At 37.3% G+C, this 15,773-nt stretch carries 16 protein-coding genes and 1 riboswitch; of the genes, 5 read left to right on the top strand and 11 right to left on the bottom strand.

Features of this window, described 5'->3' with window-relative positions:
• Position 1 precedes the first annotated feature (1 nt).
• Both cdd and ACRXC1_RS04705 read right to left on the bottom strand, forming a co-directional pair.
• Entirely contained in the window at positions 2–424 is a 423-nt protein-coding gene (cdd, locus tag ACRXC1_RS04710; RefSeq protein WP_392907183.1) for a cytidine deaminase, read from the bottom strand.
• A gap of 97 nt (positions 425–521) precedes the next feature.
• A complete protein-coding gene (locus ACRXC1_RS04705; protein ID WP_433656916.1) occupies positions 522–1,502 on the bottom strand; it encodes an alcohol dehydrogenase catalytic domain-containing protein in 981 nt (326 codons plus the stop codon).
• Positions 1,503–1,713: 211 nt separating this feature from the next.
• Between ACRXC1_RS04705 and ACRXC1_RS04700 the strand changes: the two genes are divergently transcribed.
• Complete coding sequence (locus tag ACRXC1_RS04700) at positions 1,714–3,372, top strand: SulP family inorganic anion transporter (protein WP_392907181.1); 1,659 nt, start codon at positions 1,714–1,716, stop codon at positions 3,370–3,372.
• Positions 3,373–3,442: 70 nt separating this feature from the next.
• A complete protein-coding gene (locus tag ACRXC1_RS04695; protein WP_392856538.1) occupies positions 3,443–3,772 on the top strand; it encodes an SWIB/MDM2 domain-containing protein in 330 nt (109 codons plus the stop codon).
• Positions 3,773–3,789: 17 nt separating this feature from the next.
• Here the strand turns inward: ACRXC1_RS04695 and ACRXC1_RS04690 are convergent, their stop codons facing one another.
• On the bottom strand, positions 3,790–4,917 hold the full coding sequence (locus ACRXC1_RS04690) for a DEAD/DEAH box helicase (RefSeq protein WP_433656913.1): 1,128 nt from the start codon (positions 4,915–4,917) through the stop codon (positions 3,790–3,792).
• Between the two features lie 60 nt (positions 4,918–4,977).
• Between ACRXC1_RS04690 and ACRXC1_RS04685 the strand changes: the two genes are divergently transcribed.
• The gene (locus tag ACRXC1_RS04685; protein WP_433656911.1) at positions 4,978–5,196 is read left to right on the top strand and encodes a DUF3820 family protein; all 219 of its coding nucleotides are present in this window, start codon (positions 4,978–4,980) and stop codon (positions 5,194–5,196) included.
• Here the strand turns inward: ACRXC1_RS04685 and ACRXC1_RS04680 are convergent.
• From ACRXC1_RS04680 to ACRXC1_RS04670, 3 genes are all read right to left on the bottom strand, one after another.
• On the bottom strand, positions 5,193–5,636 hold the full coding sequence (locus tag ACRXC1_RS04680) for a hypothetical protein (protein WP_433656909.1): 444 nt from the start codon (positions 5,634–5,636) through the stop codon (positions 5,193–5,195). The genes ACRXC1_RS04685 and ACRXC1_RS04680 overlap by 4 nt on opposite strands.
• 76 nt (positions 5,637–5,712) lie before the next feature.
• Entirely contained in the window at positions 5,713–6,183 is a 471-nt protein-coding gene (locus ACRXC1_RS04675) for a hypothetical protein (RefSeq protein ID WP_433656907.1), read from the bottom strand.
• Position 6,184: 1 nt separating this feature from the next.
• The gene (locus ACRXC1_RS04670; protein WP_433656905.1) at positions 6,185–9,211 is read right to left on the bottom strand and encodes a hypothetical protein; all 3,027 of its coding nucleotides are present in this window, start codon (positions 9,209–9,211) and stop codon (positions 6,185–6,187) included.
• Positions 9,212–9,460: 249 nt separating this feature from the next.
• Between ACRXC1_RS04670 and ACRXC1_RS04665 the strand changes: the two genes are divergently transcribed.
• Positions 9,461–10,123, top strand: coding sequence for a hypothetical protein (locus ACRXC1_RS04665; protein ID WP_433656903.1), 663 nt, complete (start codon positions 9,461–9,463; stop codon positions 10,121–10,123).
• A gap of 2 nt (positions 10,124–10,125) precedes the next feature.
• Here ACRXC1_RS04665 and ACRXC1_RS04660 read toward each other — a convergent pair whose 3' ends face one another.
• The 5 genes from ACRXC1_RS04660 to ACRXC1_RS04640 form a co-directional block, all read right to left on the bottom strand.
• Positions 10,126–10,872: a Bax inhibitor-1/YccA family protein gene (locus ACRXC1_RS04660; protein ID WP_433656901.1), complete on the bottom strand. Its 747-nt coding sequence runs from the start codon at positions 10,870–10,872 to the stop codon at positions 10,126–10,128.
• Between the two features lie 55 nt (positions 10,873–10,927).
• Positions 10,928–12,190 (bottom strand): sensor histidine kinase, encoded by a 1,263-nt coding sequence (locus tag ACRXC1_RS04655; RefSeq protein WP_433656899.1) that lies wholly within the window; start codon positions 12,188–12,190, stop codon positions 10,928–10,930.
• 222 nt (positions 12,191–12,412) lie between these two features.
• Positions 12,413–13,903, bottom strand: coding sequence for a hypothetical protein (locus ACRXC1_RS04650; RefSeq protein WP_433656897.1), 1,491 nt, complete (start codon positions 13,901–13,903; stop codon positions 12,413–12,415).
• Between the two features lie 24 nt (positions 13,904–13,927).
• The gene (locus tag ACRXC1_RS04645) at positions 13,928–14,494 is read right to left on the bottom strand and encodes a pentapeptide repeat-containing protein (RefSeq protein ID WP_433656895.1); all 567 of its coding nucleotides are present in this window, start codon (positions 14,492–14,494) and stop codon (positions 13,928–13,930) included.
• 44 nt (positions 14,495–14,538) lie between these two features.
• Positions 14,539–14,934 (bottom strand): acyl-CoA thioesterase, encoded by a 396-nt coding sequence (locus tag ACRXC1_RS04640; protein WP_433656894.1) that lies wholly within the window; start codon positions 14,932–14,934, stop codon positions 14,539–14,541.
• A 29-nt stretch (positions 14,935–14,963) separates the two neighbouring features.
• A riboswitch (adenosylcobalamin-variant (AdoCbl-variant) riboswitch) is annotated at positions 14,964–15,038 on the bottom strand.
• Positions 15,039–15,143: 105 nt separating this feature from the next.
• On the opposite strand from ACRXC1_RS04640, the gene ACRXC1_RS04635 reads away from it, so the two are divergent.
• A complete protein-coding gene (locus ACRXC1_RS04635; protein ID WP_433656892.1) occupies positions 15,144–15,773 on the top strand; it encodes a hypothetical protein in 630 nt (209 codons plus the stop codon).

The following is a 15,773-nucleotide window of genomic DNA, read 5'->3' as shown; positions in this document are numbered from 1 at the left end:
ATTAAACAGAAAATTCAGTAAATGGATGCGGAAGAAGTTCTTTAAAGAGAACTTTTTTCGTAATCCCTTTTAGGTTGCCCAAGTAAACTGGAAAGTCTGCTTTTACAAATTCTGACATAACCTGAAGACAGAATGCGCATGGAACGGCCGGATCTTCTTGGTCTGTCACAACCACGATAAATTCAAAATCCTTTTTACCAAATTGTGCCACACTTGAAAGGACACTTCCCCTTTCAGCACAAATTGTTCCACCATAACTTGCATTTTCAACATTACAGCCAGGGATTGGGTCTTCGACACCACTAATCTTTAGTGCCGAGCCTACTTGAAATTTTGAATATGGAGCATGAGCATTTGAGCGTGCCTTAACTGCAATTTCATATGCCTGCTTAACTTTGTCTGATACTTCAATTTTATTTTCCATAAGATTTATTATAAAGGAAAACACATCGAAGTCTATTTGAAAAAAACCGGCCCCCTTTATAAAGGCCGGACAAAACCTGGAGGAGTTTTGATGAAGTTTAAAAACTTAAGCTAATATTACCTATGATATGCCTTTGGTTAATCAGACTATGGCCCTGCTCAAGAGTCTCAACTGAAATCTTTCCCAGATCCATACCAACAAGAGGAATAAGAGCACCGGCTTCAACCAAAAGAGTGACTTCTCTTAAATAATTTCCATAGTCCTCCTGATCTATAATCCCGGAGGATGACACGAGGACAAATTCTTGTTCAATATTTGGCAAGGCCGAAATAAAGTCGTTAGGAAAAAATTCATCACGAACAGTAAAAAGAGATACCATACGAGTTTTCTCATTAACGATGGCCCTTAGCCTACGGATATATTGATTTGGTGTACTTGCACAAATAATATAATCGACTTTATCAACACCTACTCTCTTCAATTGAGCAGCAATTGGAAGGGTGCCATTAATGGTAATATCCGCCCCCATCTTCTTTGAGAACTCCTTAGACTTTGCATCACCTGCCGTTGTAACAATTTTTAAATTAGTCAGTTTACTGGCCAATTGGGTTGCCATGGCACCAATGCTATTTGCTCCATCGATAATTAAAATTGTTTGCCCGCGACTCTTTTCAGGATCAATTTGTAATTTATCAAATAAACTATCAAAGGCCATAATCGAAGCAAGCGGTAGAGTTGCAGCTTGGGAGAAATCTAAGTTCTCAGGCTTAAGGGAAACAAGTCTTTCATCCACAATTTGAAATTCTGAATTAGTTCCACTTCTTTTCATATCACTTGTGTAGTAAACCTCATCACCCACTTTGAAATCTTGAACCCCTTCACCTACTTCCGAAACAACACCAGAAGCATCAAAGCCGAGAGTCTTGCCCATATGAGTTGGTCTCATCTCATTATCATAAGTTCCGACCGAGACCGCCTTCACTTGGATGAGAAGATCTCTTCCCTTTGCCTTAGGGCGATTTACTTTTATCTGGGAAAAGCTCATTGGATTAATTTCGTTTACAATAAATGTTTTCATAAGAAAGTCTCCATGTAGTAGTTGTGTGATTACCACAGGCTTATTATGGAATTTAGCAGCGTAAAGTTTGTGGAGAATTGGTCAATTCGCCGTAAATAATAATTTTTATTGTAACTTTAACGAAAAGATAATTTGATTTAATGAACAAAGCCTTTAAATGTTGCGTCAAATACTATAGTATTTAGGCTTACACTTAAATAGGAAGAGAGACATGTCAGCTGATAAAATCAAGCATAGTGAAGATGTGAGTGCTTCACTAAAAAACCGTTTTATTGATCTAACGATCAAGAAACCAGAAAACTTAAAAAATGATTTCCTTTCAGGGTTAACTGTTGCTTTAGCACTTGTTCCTGAAGCAATTGCATTTGCCTTTGTTGCAGGTGTTCACCCAAAGGTTGGTCTTTATGCGGCCTTCATGATGGGACTTATCACGGCAATCTTTGGAGGGCGCCCAGGAATGATCTCTGGTGCAACAGGAGCTGTAGCAGTTATCTTTGCGCCACTTGTATATAAAGTAATGGAAATGAGCAAAGACAGTGGGATGACTTTTGATGCGGCCATGGACAATGCACTTAGCTACCTTTTTGCTGCTGTTATCATCATGGGCCTAATTCAAATAGTATTTGGGCTACTTAAGCTTGGTAAGTTTATTCGCCTTGTTCCCCACCCAGTAATGCTTGGATTTGTTAATGGTCTTGCCATCATTATTTTCCGTGCACAATTTTCGCAATTCACTGTTGGCGGAGAGCTTCTTCCTTCAGCTCAACTCTTAGTTATGTGTGGACTGATTGCTCTAACAATGGGAATCAGTGTCTTCCTTCCAAAGCTTACAAAAGCTGTTCCAGCAACCCTTGTAGGAATCGTAGCTTCTACTGTTATTGGGTACCTATTGAATGAAGCAAATCCAGGACTGGTTAGAACAGTACTTGATTTTGTACAAGACCAAGATAAGACAATCACAACAATTGCAGCAGGTCTTCCAACATTTAAAATTCCTTTTGTTGAATTAACAATGGATAACTTAAAACTTATCTTTCCATACGCTCTTTTAGCAGCCGCCGTTGGTCTAATTGAATCTCTTATGACACTTCAACTAGTTGATGAACTAACTGATACTCGTGGACAAGGAAATCGTGAATGTGTTGGTCAAGGGCTTGCCAATATGGTTAATGGCTTCTTTGGTGGTATGGGTGGTTGTGCCATGATTGGTCAATCAATGATTAATATTCGCGGTGGTGGACGTGGACGCTTCTCGGGTGTTACAGCAGCAATCCTACTTCTAGGCTTCGTTCTTTTTGGTGCGCCATTAATTGAAATGATTCCACTAGGTGCCCTTGTTGGTGTTATGTTTATGGTTGTTATCGGGACTTTTGAATGGTCAAGCTTACGTCTATTTAAGAGAATTCCACTTTCGGACTTCCTAGTAATTATCCTTGTTTCAGTCGTAACAATTCTAGCTGACCTAGCGATTGCTGTTCTTGTCGGAATTATTGTTTCGGCCCTAGTATTTGCATGGGAGCATGGAAAGACAATGCATGCAAAGAAGAAAGATGAAGACGATAAGACTATTTATGAATTAGATGGTCCGCTATTTTTTGGTTCAGTAACTTCATTTAAAGACCTTTTTGACTTTAAAGAAGATAAGGAGCACGTGTATATCGACTTTGATAATTCACGTGTTTGGGATCACTCAGGAATTGAGGCCCTACAAAATATTACCGAACGCTACGCGCAACAAGGTAAGAAGTTACACCTTCTTAATTTAAGTAAAGACTGTCTAGTATTACTAGATAAAGCATCAAATATAGTTGAATTATCAGTAATTGAGGATTTAAATACTCATATTGCAGATGATCGACTCGATGGGTAATTGATTTTCTCTGTACAAAGAAAGTCTTTTCCTAAACAATTATTAGAGACACTAATTAAAGGATTAAATTATGAGTGAAGAAAAAGGATTAAAGAAACCAGTAAAACTAAAAGCAGACTTAGCAGCAATGCTTGGTGAGACAGAACTACCAAGAACTGAAATCACTAAAAGACTGTGGGATTATATTAAAGAAAAAGGTCTTCAAACTAAGACTGAAAATGGAAAGCCAGAGAATGCTGGTAAGTTTATCGTAGCTGACGCAACTCTACTTTCAATCTTTAAGCACACTAATTCGACGTCTAAGTCTGGAAAAGTAACTGACCTTCGTAACATGAAGGAAGGTGAAACAATCAACATGATGCAAATGGCAGCTGTTGTTGGTGCAAATATCGAAAAATAAATGCTAAAAAGAAGGGCCTACTTAGTAGGCCCTTTTATATGGATATCAAGTCCAAGTTCTTTTTGAATTCTTTTAAAATAATTTTCTTCATTTGGTGAAATATAAGAGATGGCAATCCCTCTTCTTCCCCCTCGTCCAGTTCGGCCAATTCTGTGAGTGTAGTTCTCAATCTGCTGTGGGAGGTTAAAGTTTAGGACATATCCCACACCGTCAATATCGAGCCCACGAGCTGCAATATCAGTGGCCACAAGAACATGCATATTCCCCTTTTGGAATTCTTTTAAATTATAAATACGTTGGCGCTGATCACGATCAGAGTGAATAGCACAGGCCTTAATATGATTTGCTTTTAAGTGTCTTTCTAATTTATTGGCCTGAGACTTAGTCTTCACAAAGACAATAATACTTTTAATATTGCGATCTTTTAAAAACTTTAAAAGAAAGTCGGCCTTCTTCTCTTCTTCCACAAGGTAGGCCATCTGACGAATCCCCTCATGCCTAGCCTTAACAGGAGCGATTTCAATCTTATGAGGACTTTTTAAAAGCTTATTAGCAATCCCTTCTACTTCCCTTGGCATTGTTGCAGAAAAGAAAAGACATTGTTTTTGTTCTGGAATCTTATTTAAAACAAACTCCAAATCATCTTTAAAGCCCATATCTAACATGCGATCTGCTTCATCAAGAACTAAATGTGTGACCTCATCAAGAAAGATCTTCTCATCTTGAATAAGATCAACTAATCGTCCTGGTGTAGCAACTAATATTTGTACGCCTTTAGCAAGTTTTTGAACTTGAAGCTTCTTGGCACTACCTCCATAGACAGCAAGAGTTGAAAGAGCAAGGCCCTTACCATACTCTTTAAAGCTTTCTTCTACTTGCATCGCAAGCTCGCGAGTTGGGGCAATGACAAGAGATCGTATATGGTACGGTTTTAACTTTGATTTACTCTTAGAGATTAAATCGAGTATTGGCGTTGAAAATGCAGCTGTTTTACCACTTCCCGTCTGAGAGATCGCAAGAAGATCCTTGCCCTGTAAAACAGCAGGGACTCCCTCTGCTTGAATTTGAGTTGGTTTTGTATAACCCTTCTTGGAAAGAGCATCTTCAATAGTTTGGGATAAACCCAATTGCGTAAATTCTGCCATTCGTCATTTTTAGCAGAGTTTATAGGGGCCAGTCAACGAGTAATCCATTATACTGTGGATATGGAAGTTGCATTTAATAAAGAACACCTCTTAAAATTTGTCCAAACAACCATGCCCTTTGGAAAATACAAAGGCAGACTTCTTATTGATCTTCCAGACGAATATCTTGTTTGGTTTTCACAAAAAGGCTTCCCTCAAGGCGAGCTCGGCAGACTCCTTGAGGAGCTGGCCGAGATCAAATTGAATGGACTTGAATTCTTATTCAAGGATCTTCGTTAGAAACAATCCTCACCAACCCTATTTGGCATTTGATGACTAAGAGTGTGGGTAAATTTAAAACCGCGAATATCAGCATTAATATTCTCTTGTAGAGAAACACGGCATTCACCATCTGGATTCTTTGAAATAAATCTTGTTAGAGTTATTTCAAAATCAATATCTTCGACACCTGGGTTGTCACCAATCACATCTTCAAGATTTTTAGTATCGTATGTGAACATGCATGGCCCATCTTCGCCTAAATTACGATGATTCATAATAGTCTCACTCGCAAGCTCAGGTACAATAACTTTCACAAAGTAAGTACTGCCATAGCCAAGATTGGTCCACTTAAGCTTTGCTGTGCTTACATCAACAGGTAATGTAACGGTACGTATTGATAAAACTTTTGAATTTGCAAATGTCATTAATGAAAATAATAAAACAAATAGGACCTTCATTTCCCCTCCTCGATTCCTTTTGATGAAGAAAGAATGGCCTTTTCATTGGAATAAATAAAATAAAAGATATAGCTTACTACGATAAGAAATATTTATTATAAAGAATGGTGCTCCAAAAAGCTAAGCCTATAATATTTAAGACAATAATTTGGGTAATTCGAAAGATCTTTAACTGTTCTTTATTCTTAATACCTAAGCCAAATTTATAAAGTGATAAGAGATTAAGGATAACTGGAACAAAGATCATACCAAAAACAGCAAGCCTTAAAGAGTCGTGCATATAGTCTACTTCTCTTTTAGACTTAGACTCATTTTCTTCAATATTTAAAACTTCGATACCATGCTTTTCTAAAATATACTTTGCATCCACATAGTATAATTCTTCAACAGAAATTGAGTACTCTTGGGCCGAAGCTGAGTTTAAGTAGATATGCTCATTCAAGTGGCCACTAGAAGATTTTACCTTAATACCAGCCTCTTCTAATATCGCCCTTACTTGCTTTGCATCCTCTAAAATTAAAGTTGTATAGATAACTTTCTGTTTCATATTAATTTGCAATTAAGCTTTTAATTGCCTCCACACAATTCGTCCTACGCGAGAATTGCTTACCACCATAGAAATTTGGATCAAGTGTAGCACGATTAATCTCACCTTGCTTGGCCGACTCAAGTCGAAGCTCTTGAAACTCAATTGCTTCCGGATAGATTGGCCCAGTATAAGCTCTTCCTTCGGATGTGATTGCCTTATTTTTACCTCTTGGCCTAACCGCCTTCTCCCAACCATCAAAAACTGGGTTATTAACTAGTTGGTCTTTAAGTGGTCGGTAGAATTTCATACTTGTGTATTGCTCAACATTCGCAAGCCCTTCGCCAATAATTGGACGATACTCTCGCATTTCAAGTCCTAAGTCATCTGTCATTTTCTTAAGATCTTCAATAAGTCTTGCTGGATTCTTAAGATATTCTTCATGACTGACGCTTTGTAACGTACCAGAAATTTCATCTGTCGTATTTAAGGCCTTATTTAGAATGGCCCGAAATAATTTCATCTGTAGTGCACTCTCATATGCATCACGTGGTGCATTCATTAGGCGAACTTCGGCCTTTCTAATTTTTGGATTTACTCTAAAGGCAGGGCGCCATGGCACTTTTGGATTAGAAATATCAAAATCATCACTAATAAATTTTTCAGGAATCACATCTTGAAAATATGCTGACACATCTAAGTGAGTATAGCGCGCTTTTCTTCCGACGCGTTTATTAAAGTATCCTTCATTATAAAGAGCTTTCTTAAGTTCAGTTTCAGTTCCATCCCAATTAGCAAGTCTTTGAGCAAACTCAGAAGAAATAGCAACCGGTTCAGCACTCTTAACACGATTTAAGTCTTGAAACATAAATGCAATGACAGATCGATACTCATTAAAAACAGCAAGAAAGCGCGCAAATTCATGAGGCTTTCCATCAAAGACAGTCAGGTCAATATTTAAATGACCTCCCCCTGCTTTAATATATGGAAGAGCATTATTCTTTTGAAATGTATCAAATACGGCCTGCATCTCATCCATATTTGGTTCAAACTTTGGTGTGACAACTTCAATAGAGCCGGCCCTAACAGAGTCAATAATAACATCTCCTGCAGGAGTATAGTTTCTACCAATACCATCCCACTCGACTCTCCACGAACGATCTTTAGAGTCACGAATTTTAAAGGCAATATCAAGACCGTGACCATGCCCATCTTCATAAAGTCTTTCGACTTGCGCTTCACCACCTAACCTGTCACGAAGATCTGTTGCAAGTTTTTCGAGATATGCTTCTTTCTCATCAGGTGACATATCAACACGGGTCTGAAGCCATGACATTTTACCGTCCATAAGCCTTTCGCGATTATACCCACCGTTTTCATTTTCGATCATTGCAAAATCGCCTTGATACTTAAGAGGAAACTTTGCAGAGTATTCAATCCCAAGATCGACCTTATTTACATCGACTGGCATATTTGTACCTGGTTTAAATTTATGAAAATTCTCTCTGTCAGAAAAGCTTCTCTGAGGCATCATATACTTTCTTATATCTTCAGTGATATTTGATGAAGCAACCCACTCTCTTTGAAGGGAGATAATGGCCTTTCTTAGATTATCTCGGTTTGTCTGCCTAAGGCTTCCTACATCAATGAGATAATCTCTAGTTAAGTTTTTAAGAATTGCCTTCTTTGTTTTCCCAAACATTGGACATTCGTTATACCAATTCCAAAGGACAACGTTATAGCCTTCAAGAGCAGCTTTATTAAGCTTGTCTGCGGCCCTCTTTGCTTGCTCCATTGTTAAACCAAAGCGGTGCTTTAAGTCAGAAGCTTCTGCATAGTGCATTGTTTGATCGTCTATTAGAGTCCAAGAACGAATCTTTTCAATTCCACTAAAGTCATTACGTGAAAAGCGTGAAGCGAGAGAAGCCTGAACAAAGCGAGCAACTCTTGCATTCTTTGTTCCCGATCGAAATTCAATTGAAACCGAATCGTTCACAAAGCGACCTTCATAATCAACTCGTAAAGGTCCTCGATCAGTTTCCTCTCCATCAATAATACCATTTGAAATTTCCCAGTCATCGAGTATTTCTTTATAGTCGGCCGTTTCAATTCCAGAGCGTCCAGCGATCCCCTCAAGAACGATAAGCGCTTGAGCGGCTTTCGTTAATTCTGCAGCTTTTTGACGATTAAAGTTATCCCCAATAGGAACGACCATTCGTTGATGACCAGGGGCCTGAAATAATTCTCCATTTCTTCCCATTGTCTTTTTAAACCAAGCAATCATTTCTTGGAATTCGCCATAAGATTTTTGCGGCTTAAATAATACTTCCCAACCAACAGAGGTTGATTCGATACCTTCTATATACTTTTGAGCAGCGCCAATATTTGGAATCATACGATAATAGGGTTTTAATTCCGCTTCAGTATGCGGAAATTCTCCCTTAAAGAGTTGTCTTCTCGTTAGCGGTGAAAGATAGCTAAATGGACTATTATTGACCTTGCTACCCCATTGCTGCCACTTCTCTTCAAGTTCTTCCAATGACGCTTCTTTAGGATTGAAGCCATTTAGAAATGAAATATCCATGGCCTTATTTCTTCCCTTTTCATCAAAGAGTTCTTTAACTGGATCGTGACGAACACCCTTATCATCAATCCAAACACGTATCGACTGTCCAGGAGTATTATTTATCCAGCGAGTAAAGAATTCTTTTAAGAATTTAATTCGAGTTGATTCACTTGTAGGAAGGACTGAGTTGAATGCATTTGTATTGGGCCCAAGGATTCGTGTGACATATGAAGAAGAACCTTCCTTCTCCGCACCCCAAGTGATTGAGCGTCGTCCAGAACCTAAAACCCCAGTGGCTTTTGCACTATAGCCAACAGAGGCCTCCATCATCTCCCCCCAAATCTCATAAGCACTCTTTTGAGTTGAAGCAGGTGTTCGCCAGTCGATTTCAGGTAGAATATTTTTAACAAAGTAAACCTGTGGGAAGACACCAAGTAAGAGGGAAAAGATTAGGATAAAAGAAGGGTTCTTAAAAAACTTCATGAACGTCCTTAATAAAGATTAATTATTCATTCACTTTTCGGAAACCTAGTGAACTTACTTGACTAAAAGACTATTTTTAATGCAATTACGATGACTTACAAGTTTGCCTAAGTAAGATGAGATACATATAATCGCGCCCATGAAAAATAAAAAACCACTAAATTACTGGCGTATCAGTTTCAAGTTAGTCCTTCTAGTTCTTAGTATTTACATCTGGTTTGTGCTCTACCAAGGAATGACTGGTAAATAATGAGATCCCTACTCACAGGAATCCTTTCACTAAATATATTAGCGGTTGGGCCAGGCCCAGGCTTTTGTCTAGCAGATTACGCGACAAAGAAATACATTCAAAACGACTTCGCAGCGCCTTATCCAAAGGAAGTGATCTTTAGTTGCCAGTACAACTGTCGTGACATGGAAAGTGAATCAACAGAGAAAGTGACAGGGGTCTCAAAAATAGTTGTGACAAGTCTTTCAGATGATGCCTTAAAAGTTGTTTGCCAGGGCGTTGTTGTTAAGAAATCAAAATGGGGATACGACTACGATCGCACGGATGAATTTTATGCTCACCAAACAAGTATTAAAGAAATTAAAGAATGGGCAAAGCTCTATATCCCTACCGAGAACGAATACACTGTTAAGCTTCTTATAGAGTTCAAAGAGCATTTAAAGAAGGTCTACCCTAGCTATAAAATAGCGGGCAAATCTAATACTGTAGTTGCAAAAGAATTTGCACAAGCGGCATATATTTTAGAAGAGATGGCCCAGCAATTACCAGAGAATAGAAATTTATTTGATGAATATCGTCATATGCTTCAAGAAACAAATGGAAATACGGGAAGTGAATTAACAGCTAAAAAGTTAATCATGGACCAAATACTCTTTGGAGCAAGTTGGTCCATGAATATTTAAAATTAATCGCGACTATTTAATTTTGAAAGAAGTCTTAGAACTTCGATATAAAGCCATACAAGAGTCACCATTAAAGAGAACCCTGCATACCACTCAAGATGTTTTGGGGCACCTTGATCAACGCTCTTTTCAATAAAGTCAAAATCAAGAATTAAACTAAATGCTGCAACCCCAACGACAATAAGGCTGAAACCAATTCCAACTGGACCATTTCCATGAATCATTGGAATAGATGCTCCAAAGAAAGACATGATAAAGCTTACCAGATAGATTCCCATAATAGAGAACATTGCCGTCATAATAATCTTTCTAAACATTCCCGTAGCTCTTACGAAGCCCCAACGATAAAGGAAGAACAAAGTGATGAAGGCCGCAAAAGTAATTGTCACGGCATTAAAAACAATTCCTCTAAATTGAAATTCATAGATAGCAGAAATAGATCCTAAAAGAAGCCCTTCACATAGAGCATAGGCAGGAGCTGTAAACATTGCCAATCGAGGCTTAAAGATTGTTACCATAGCGAAAATAAATCCGCCAATACCACCAATCATTGGATACATTCCCATTTGAGGCTGCATTGAATTCTCTAGCGTTCCAAGCGTTATATTCCAAGTATAAATGAATGTCATAAGCATTAAAGCAAAGAGAATCATCCCTTTATTAAATACTCCAGAAAAAGACATTCTTTCGTCAGATAAAGTTCCCGTATTGAATACGTCATTTCTTAGTGTCGGGTTAGTCGACCTCATAATTCCTCTTTTGTTATAATTTTAAAATATTATATCAAAAGCAAGGAGCTTTGGTCTAAGAAAACAAAGTCTTTTTGAACAATAGCGAGAATTGTGTACCGTGATTGTCAGGTGATACTTCTTTAGTTTTTGAGCGTACCGAAATTGTGCCATGACTAAGTTCAACAAATGTCTTAACGATAGACATCCCAAAACCAGTTCCCTTTTCACCACTTGTTCCAACTCTTGAAGGGATAGAATTATTTTCAAATAAGACTTCCAATAATTCCTCTTCAATACCAACACCCCTATCAATTAAATTGACTTGAACGCCATCACTTCTTTCATCAACAGATATTTCAATTTCCTGGCCAATTTCAGAGAATTTTATAGCATTAGATAAGAGGTTTCCAAAAATTTGGTATTTTAAGGCCGTGGAATTCCCCATAAAATAGATATGCTTATTAGCAGCATAATCATACTTTAATTTAATATTCTTATCATATAGCTTAGATTCAAAGACTCGGTATAAGTACTCAATAACCTGATTTAAGTAAACTTTTTCAAACTTAAGTTCAACTTTGCCTTGCTTAATTGATTGCAGGTCACGAATCTGGGTCAAGATATTACTTATCCCAGATGTACACGAGTTGATACGAGTTAAGCACTTTTGAACGTCTGCGTCTTCATTCGTGATTAGTAACTTACTCAGTCTTTTTGCTGAAAGGTTAACCACTGTTAGAGGGTTACTAATATCGTGACCTACTAATGTTAAAAGAGTATCAATCTGCTCTTTCTTTTCGACAATAGTATGGTAGAAGCGATCTCGATCCACCATATAGACAAACATAAAAAGAGAGTTTAATAAAATAAACCCAATCATGATCAGAACGCGCCCTAACACTTCACCTGTTTCATTCAAATAGCTATGGAGAACGATGCCATTTAAGTGCAAAATGAATAAGTATGTTGCGGCCACAATTGATAAAATAAACCAAAGAAGAAGGTCTCTCTTTGTTCCAATAAGTCCGGCAATCATAGGTAGGACTGCAAACCAAATTGGCGAAACACTAAAGAATCCTCCCGTTAGAATTGACCAAGAAAATTCATGGATAAATCCGGCCAGAATTGTAATATTTAGCGCAAGAGATAAGGACCCAAAAAAGTAATAAAGAATTGGACTAAAGAAATGAATCAGACATGCCCCAACTCCGATTTGAAAAAGCAAAGGGTTCTCACAAAAGAAGTATGCAATAACTAAGTGCCCCCACATTAGGGGTGCAGTTAAGAAAACAGTATAGATATACAGACTCAACTGCGATAGATCACGCTCAGACATATCCGACTCCCTCAGGGCCAAAAATCTGATAATCTTATTTATTGGGTTTACTGGATTCATAACCATTTATTAATACCACAAACATAACTTTTATTTAGATAATTTCATCACTTTTAATAGATAAGCACCTAAAAATAAAGAAAAAAAAAAGCGCTTCCAAAATTTAGTAACTTTTATAGAAGCGCGATGCAACAACAAATATTGCCCAAATATTATGGCAAATTAGAATTGGATACTGGCCGAGATTTTATTAAGCGGCATATACTCTATGCCCTCTGATTTTAAAGATTTATCCAAGTTTATTAGCTCTTGCTTGAAATTTTCAGCAATTTTTCTTTGCTTTGGTTCTTTAAACATATAGCGAGCATTAATTAGCTTTGTCACTGTTGTTGGTGAAAAGAATAAGTTATCCGCCATGTAATACTTCATCTGATCAATAGCATTAACAAGCTTTGACCTCTTTATCATTTTTGTATCTTTATGTGGTGGAGCCTGCCTTAGTCTTAGAGGAACTTTTCTCTTATCTAAAATTCCATAATTGTAATGATCTGTAGCATGGGCCACTGTGACAGTGAAAAGGTAGGTTGTGACAGCGCGAATTAATTTATCATCTTCAAAAATCTCCCCGCTTGAAGGAAAGTCATTAACATGCTGATTACAATAATCGGCCCATTTACTAATCCAAAAATCATCGGCACTTACATCCGCCAAGATAGCTTTTACAAATTCATAAAATACTTCATAGTAGCGACTCAAATAAATCCCATACTTTCCTTCTACACATGGAGACTTAAGGGAATAAGAAAAAGGAGGATATGAAAGATTTCCTTTAATACCTTTGTAACCTTCAACAAGTAGATCTCTTAGGCCTTCAGGACCTCCAGGATATGGAGCATAGACCATCCACCACTTCTCTTGTAAAAGAGAGCTCTTATAATTTAGAACTGCATTCTCTAGAGGAAGAGTGAATCTGAAGTGAGGAGATAGAAGTCTAAAGAGAATATGATCTTTTGGAAGAGATGTTTTTGAAATGGCATTAATTGAATCAAAAGGAAAGTGTAACAATGGATGAACAACAAGTGTTGCACATAAGGCCCCACCTTGAAGAACAAAGTACTTTGCTAGCTCAAGTCCGTCACAGGGCCTAGAAAAATCAAAAACCGTTTCTGTTTTTTGAATATAAATCGCTTGGACTTTAAAGCGATTTCCTTCTTTATAAAGAAGTGTTTTCGTCGCACTTACATGAATTCCTTTTAAAGGCTTAACAACACGAACAGCGTCGAGGTCCACAATAAACCAGTTCTTTTCGTCTTTATTATAATCACTAAAACACTGCCAATCTTCTTCATCTAACTTATCTGTTAAAAACTTACTCATCATGGAATAATTTAAGAGGTCTTCAAATTCATTATTTCCTACTTTCTTTAAGCCTGGAAAGATAAGACCTTTGATAAAGTAGTACGGAGAAAGAGCTAGAGTTGCAATATAGCGAGATCCAATGAATAGCCACCAATCGAGAGTTTCTCTTAGAGGAATATGAATAACCGCTGGCGACTCTCCCCACGGATGAACTGGTGAAGGTTGAGGCCAAGGGCCTTTTCGCTCATACATGAAGTCTTTTTGAGAGTAGAGGTGCTTCGGTGACGTTGCACTATTGATCTGAGAGCGAATTTTATCCTTAACTCTAACAGAGAACTTTTCTTGATTCTTCATTTTGCCTTCCTAGCTTAAAAAATATTATTCGATTTCAATACCAAATGGACTCAATAGATTGAGAACTTCAGGCATCGAAAACTTACAGTTTTTTAAATTTGTATTTGCAATATCAATATAGAAATTTCGTGCATTAAGGAACTTAGAGCCCTTTAAATTTGCTCTCGTAAAATTTGTTCCTTGTAAATCACTATCTGAAAAATCACTACTCTCAAAAGAGCCTTGAGTGAAATCAGTTTCTCTTAGAGTTGATGAGATAAACTGAGCACCATGGATTGTGCAATCTTGAAATGAAGCATAGTTAAGAATACTACGATTGAACTTAAGTTCGAAGAGTGTATTACAGTCACTGAAGTTTAGGCCAATACATTTAGAATCAACAAATGTGACATCACGAAAGCTTGCCCCAAGTAATTTTAAATTACTTAAGTTACAATTTTTAAAAGTACATTCGATGAATTTTGCACTCGAGGCATCAAGTTCACTAATATCAACACCAACAAATTCACAGCAGATAAACTCACTACCTCTAAACTCACTGACCTCGTTAATATTTTCAGTATCAAAAACTTCATCTTCAAAATATGGCATAGAAGCATTTTAAACTAAATTTATTAACGAGGCTATTTTAAATTTTATGAGAAAATTGGTACAGGTTTTCGAGAATCGTCGATGGCCACTAATGTAAAGCTTCCCTTAACAGCTTCAACTTGTCCTTCCTCATACATTCCCTCTAGCATAAGTCTTACTTCAACCACTAAGCTGCTATTTCCCACCTTTGTAATCTCACCTACAAGTTCAGCAAAATGTCCGCCAGGAATAGGCATATTGAAGTCAACTCGATCACTAGAGACTGTAACAAATTTTTTACGACCAAAGCGTGTTGCCGTAATAAAGGCCACTTCATCCATCCATTTTAATGTGTTTCCACCAAATAAAGTATCGTAGTGATTTGTGCTATTAGGAAAGACGGCCCTAACTACCGTAGTTTTTGCGTGTGCAATCGCTTCGCTTAATTGCGCTTCATTCATTGCTTCCTCCTCGGGACTTAAAGATTTCGCTAGTTTGGGATCGGACTTTACCGTTGCGGGACAGTGCTGGAATTTCACCAACTTCACCACCTAACGCTAACCATCCTAAATCTCGAAAAACTTAAAGGCAATAAGAATTACAATTAAGCTGGCTAATTACCTAGGACGTGGTATTGAGAGTCAACAATAATTAATTAAGGACACATATTATGAAGAAATTACTATCAGTTGCGGCCTTATTTCTTAGCTTTAATGCCGCGGCCGTTCAGACAACAGCAAGGCCATTTAGCTTTGATGTTTATGCTCCAACTAATGAGTTAAATTTTAAGGTAACTCTTGAGCAAAGATGTCGCTATGAAATTCCAGTTTGGGGCGATAGCGCAAAATTTGAAGAGAAAAATAAAACAACACCACTAGTTGTTAAAAAGTCTAATCAATCAAGTGGACTTACTCGTTACACTTTTTCTTTAAAGCAAACTCAAAACTTAGAGATGACTGGTTTTTTTAAATACGGAAAAGAATGTACAACAGGTATTAAGATTATTGTTCAAAGTGAAAAGTATGCACTTGGATGGGGAAATCAATTTAGCCGCCCTATAGAATTTAAATTCCTAGATGAAATGTATGCCTATAAAGAATATGACACAGTATTTGAACCAAGTGATAATAAGAATATTAAATTGTTTGAAAATAATGAAATCTCACTTGCTTTTAAGTCCCTTCCAAAGGCCAATCAAATAAATGTAACGATTTTATCCAATGGTAAGAAAATACCGGGTACTTTTAGCACCGGTGTTTTAAAGAACCCACAAACAGGACTTCCATATAAATTAAAGTAA

Source organism: Halobacteriovorax sp. GFR8 (genome assembly GCF_050955245.1).
Taxonomy (GTDB): domain Bacteria; phylum Bdellovibrionota; class Bacteriovoracia; order Bacteriovoracales; family Bacteriovoracaceae; genus Halobacteriovorax_A.
Note: the sequence above shows the minus strand (reverse complement) of the source record. Positions and strands in the feature narration are given on the sequence as shown.

What these genes read in the sequence shown, in the direction of transcription:
- ACRXC1_RS04645 (WP_433656895.1), bottom strand. Translation starts at nt 14,494, where the DNA reads ATGCCATATTTTGAAGATGAAGTTTTTGATACTGAAAATATTAACGAG.
- ACRXC1_RS04700 (WP_392907181.1), top strand. Translation starts at nt 1,714, where the DNA reads ATGTCAGCTGATAAAATCAAGCATAGTGAAGATGTGAGTGCTTCACTA.
- ACRXC1_RS04670 (WP_433656905.1), bottom strand. Translation starts at nt 9,211, where the DNA reads ATGAAGTTTTTTAAGAACCCTTCTTTTATCCTAATCTTTTCCCTCTTA.
- cdd (WP_392907183.1), bottom strand. Translation starts at nt 424, where the DNA reads ATGGAAAATAAAATTGAAGTATCAGACAAAGTTAAGCAGGCATATGAA.
- ACRXC1_RS04660 (WP_433656901.1), bottom strand. Translation starts at nt 10,872, where the DNA reads ATGAGGTCGACTAACCCGACACTAAGAAATGACGTATTCAATACGGGA.
- ACRXC1_RS04635 (WP_433656892.1), top strand. Translation starts at nt 15,144, where the DNA reads ATGAAGAAATTACTATCAGTTGCGGCCTTATTTCTTAGCTTTAATGCC.
- ACRXC1_RS04695 (WP_392856538.1), top strand. Translation starts at nt 3,443, where the DNA reads ATGAGTGAAGAAAAAGGATTAAAGAAACCAGTAAAACTAAAAGCAGAC.
- ACRXC1_RS04705 (WP_433656916.1), bottom strand. Translation starts at nt 1,502, where the DNA reads ATGAAAACATTTATTGTAAACGAAATTAATCCAATGAGCTTTTCCCAG.
- ACRXC1_RS04680 (WP_433656909.1), bottom strand. Translation starts at nt 5,636, where the DNA reads ATGAAGGTCCTATTTGTTTTATTATTTTCATTAATGACATTTGCAAAT.
- ACRXC1_RS04650 (WP_433656897.1), bottom strand. Translation starts at nt 13,903, where the DNA reads ATGAAGAATCAAGAAAAGTTCTCTGTTAGAGTTAAGGATAAAATTCGC.
- ACRXC1_RS04685 (WP_433656911.1), top strand. Translation starts at nt 4,978, where the DNA reads ATGGAAGTTGCATTTAATAAAGAACACCTCTTAAAATTTGTCCAAACA.
- ACRXC1_RS04640 (WP_433656894.1), bottom strand. Translation starts at nt 14,934, where the DNA reads ATGAATGAAGCGCAATTAAGCGAAGCGATTGCACACGCAAAAACTACG.
- ACRXC1_RS04675 (WP_433656907.1), bottom strand. Translation starts at nt 6,183, where the DNA reads ATGAAACAGAAAGTTATCTATACAACTTTAATTTTAGAGGATGCAAAG.
- ACRXC1_RS04665 (WP_433656903.1), top strand. Translation starts at nt 9,461, where the DNA reads ATGAGATCCCTACTCACAGGAATCCTTTCACTAAATATATTAGCGGTT.
- ACRXC1_RS04655 (WP_433656899.1), bottom strand. Translation starts at nt 12,190, where the DNA reads ATGTCTGAGCGTGATCTATCGCAGTTGAGTCTGTATATCTATACTGTT.
- ACRXC1_RS04690 (WP_433656913.1), bottom strand. Translation starts at nt 4,917, where the DNA reads ATGGCAGAATTTACGCAATTGGGTTTATCCCAAACTATTGAAGATGCT.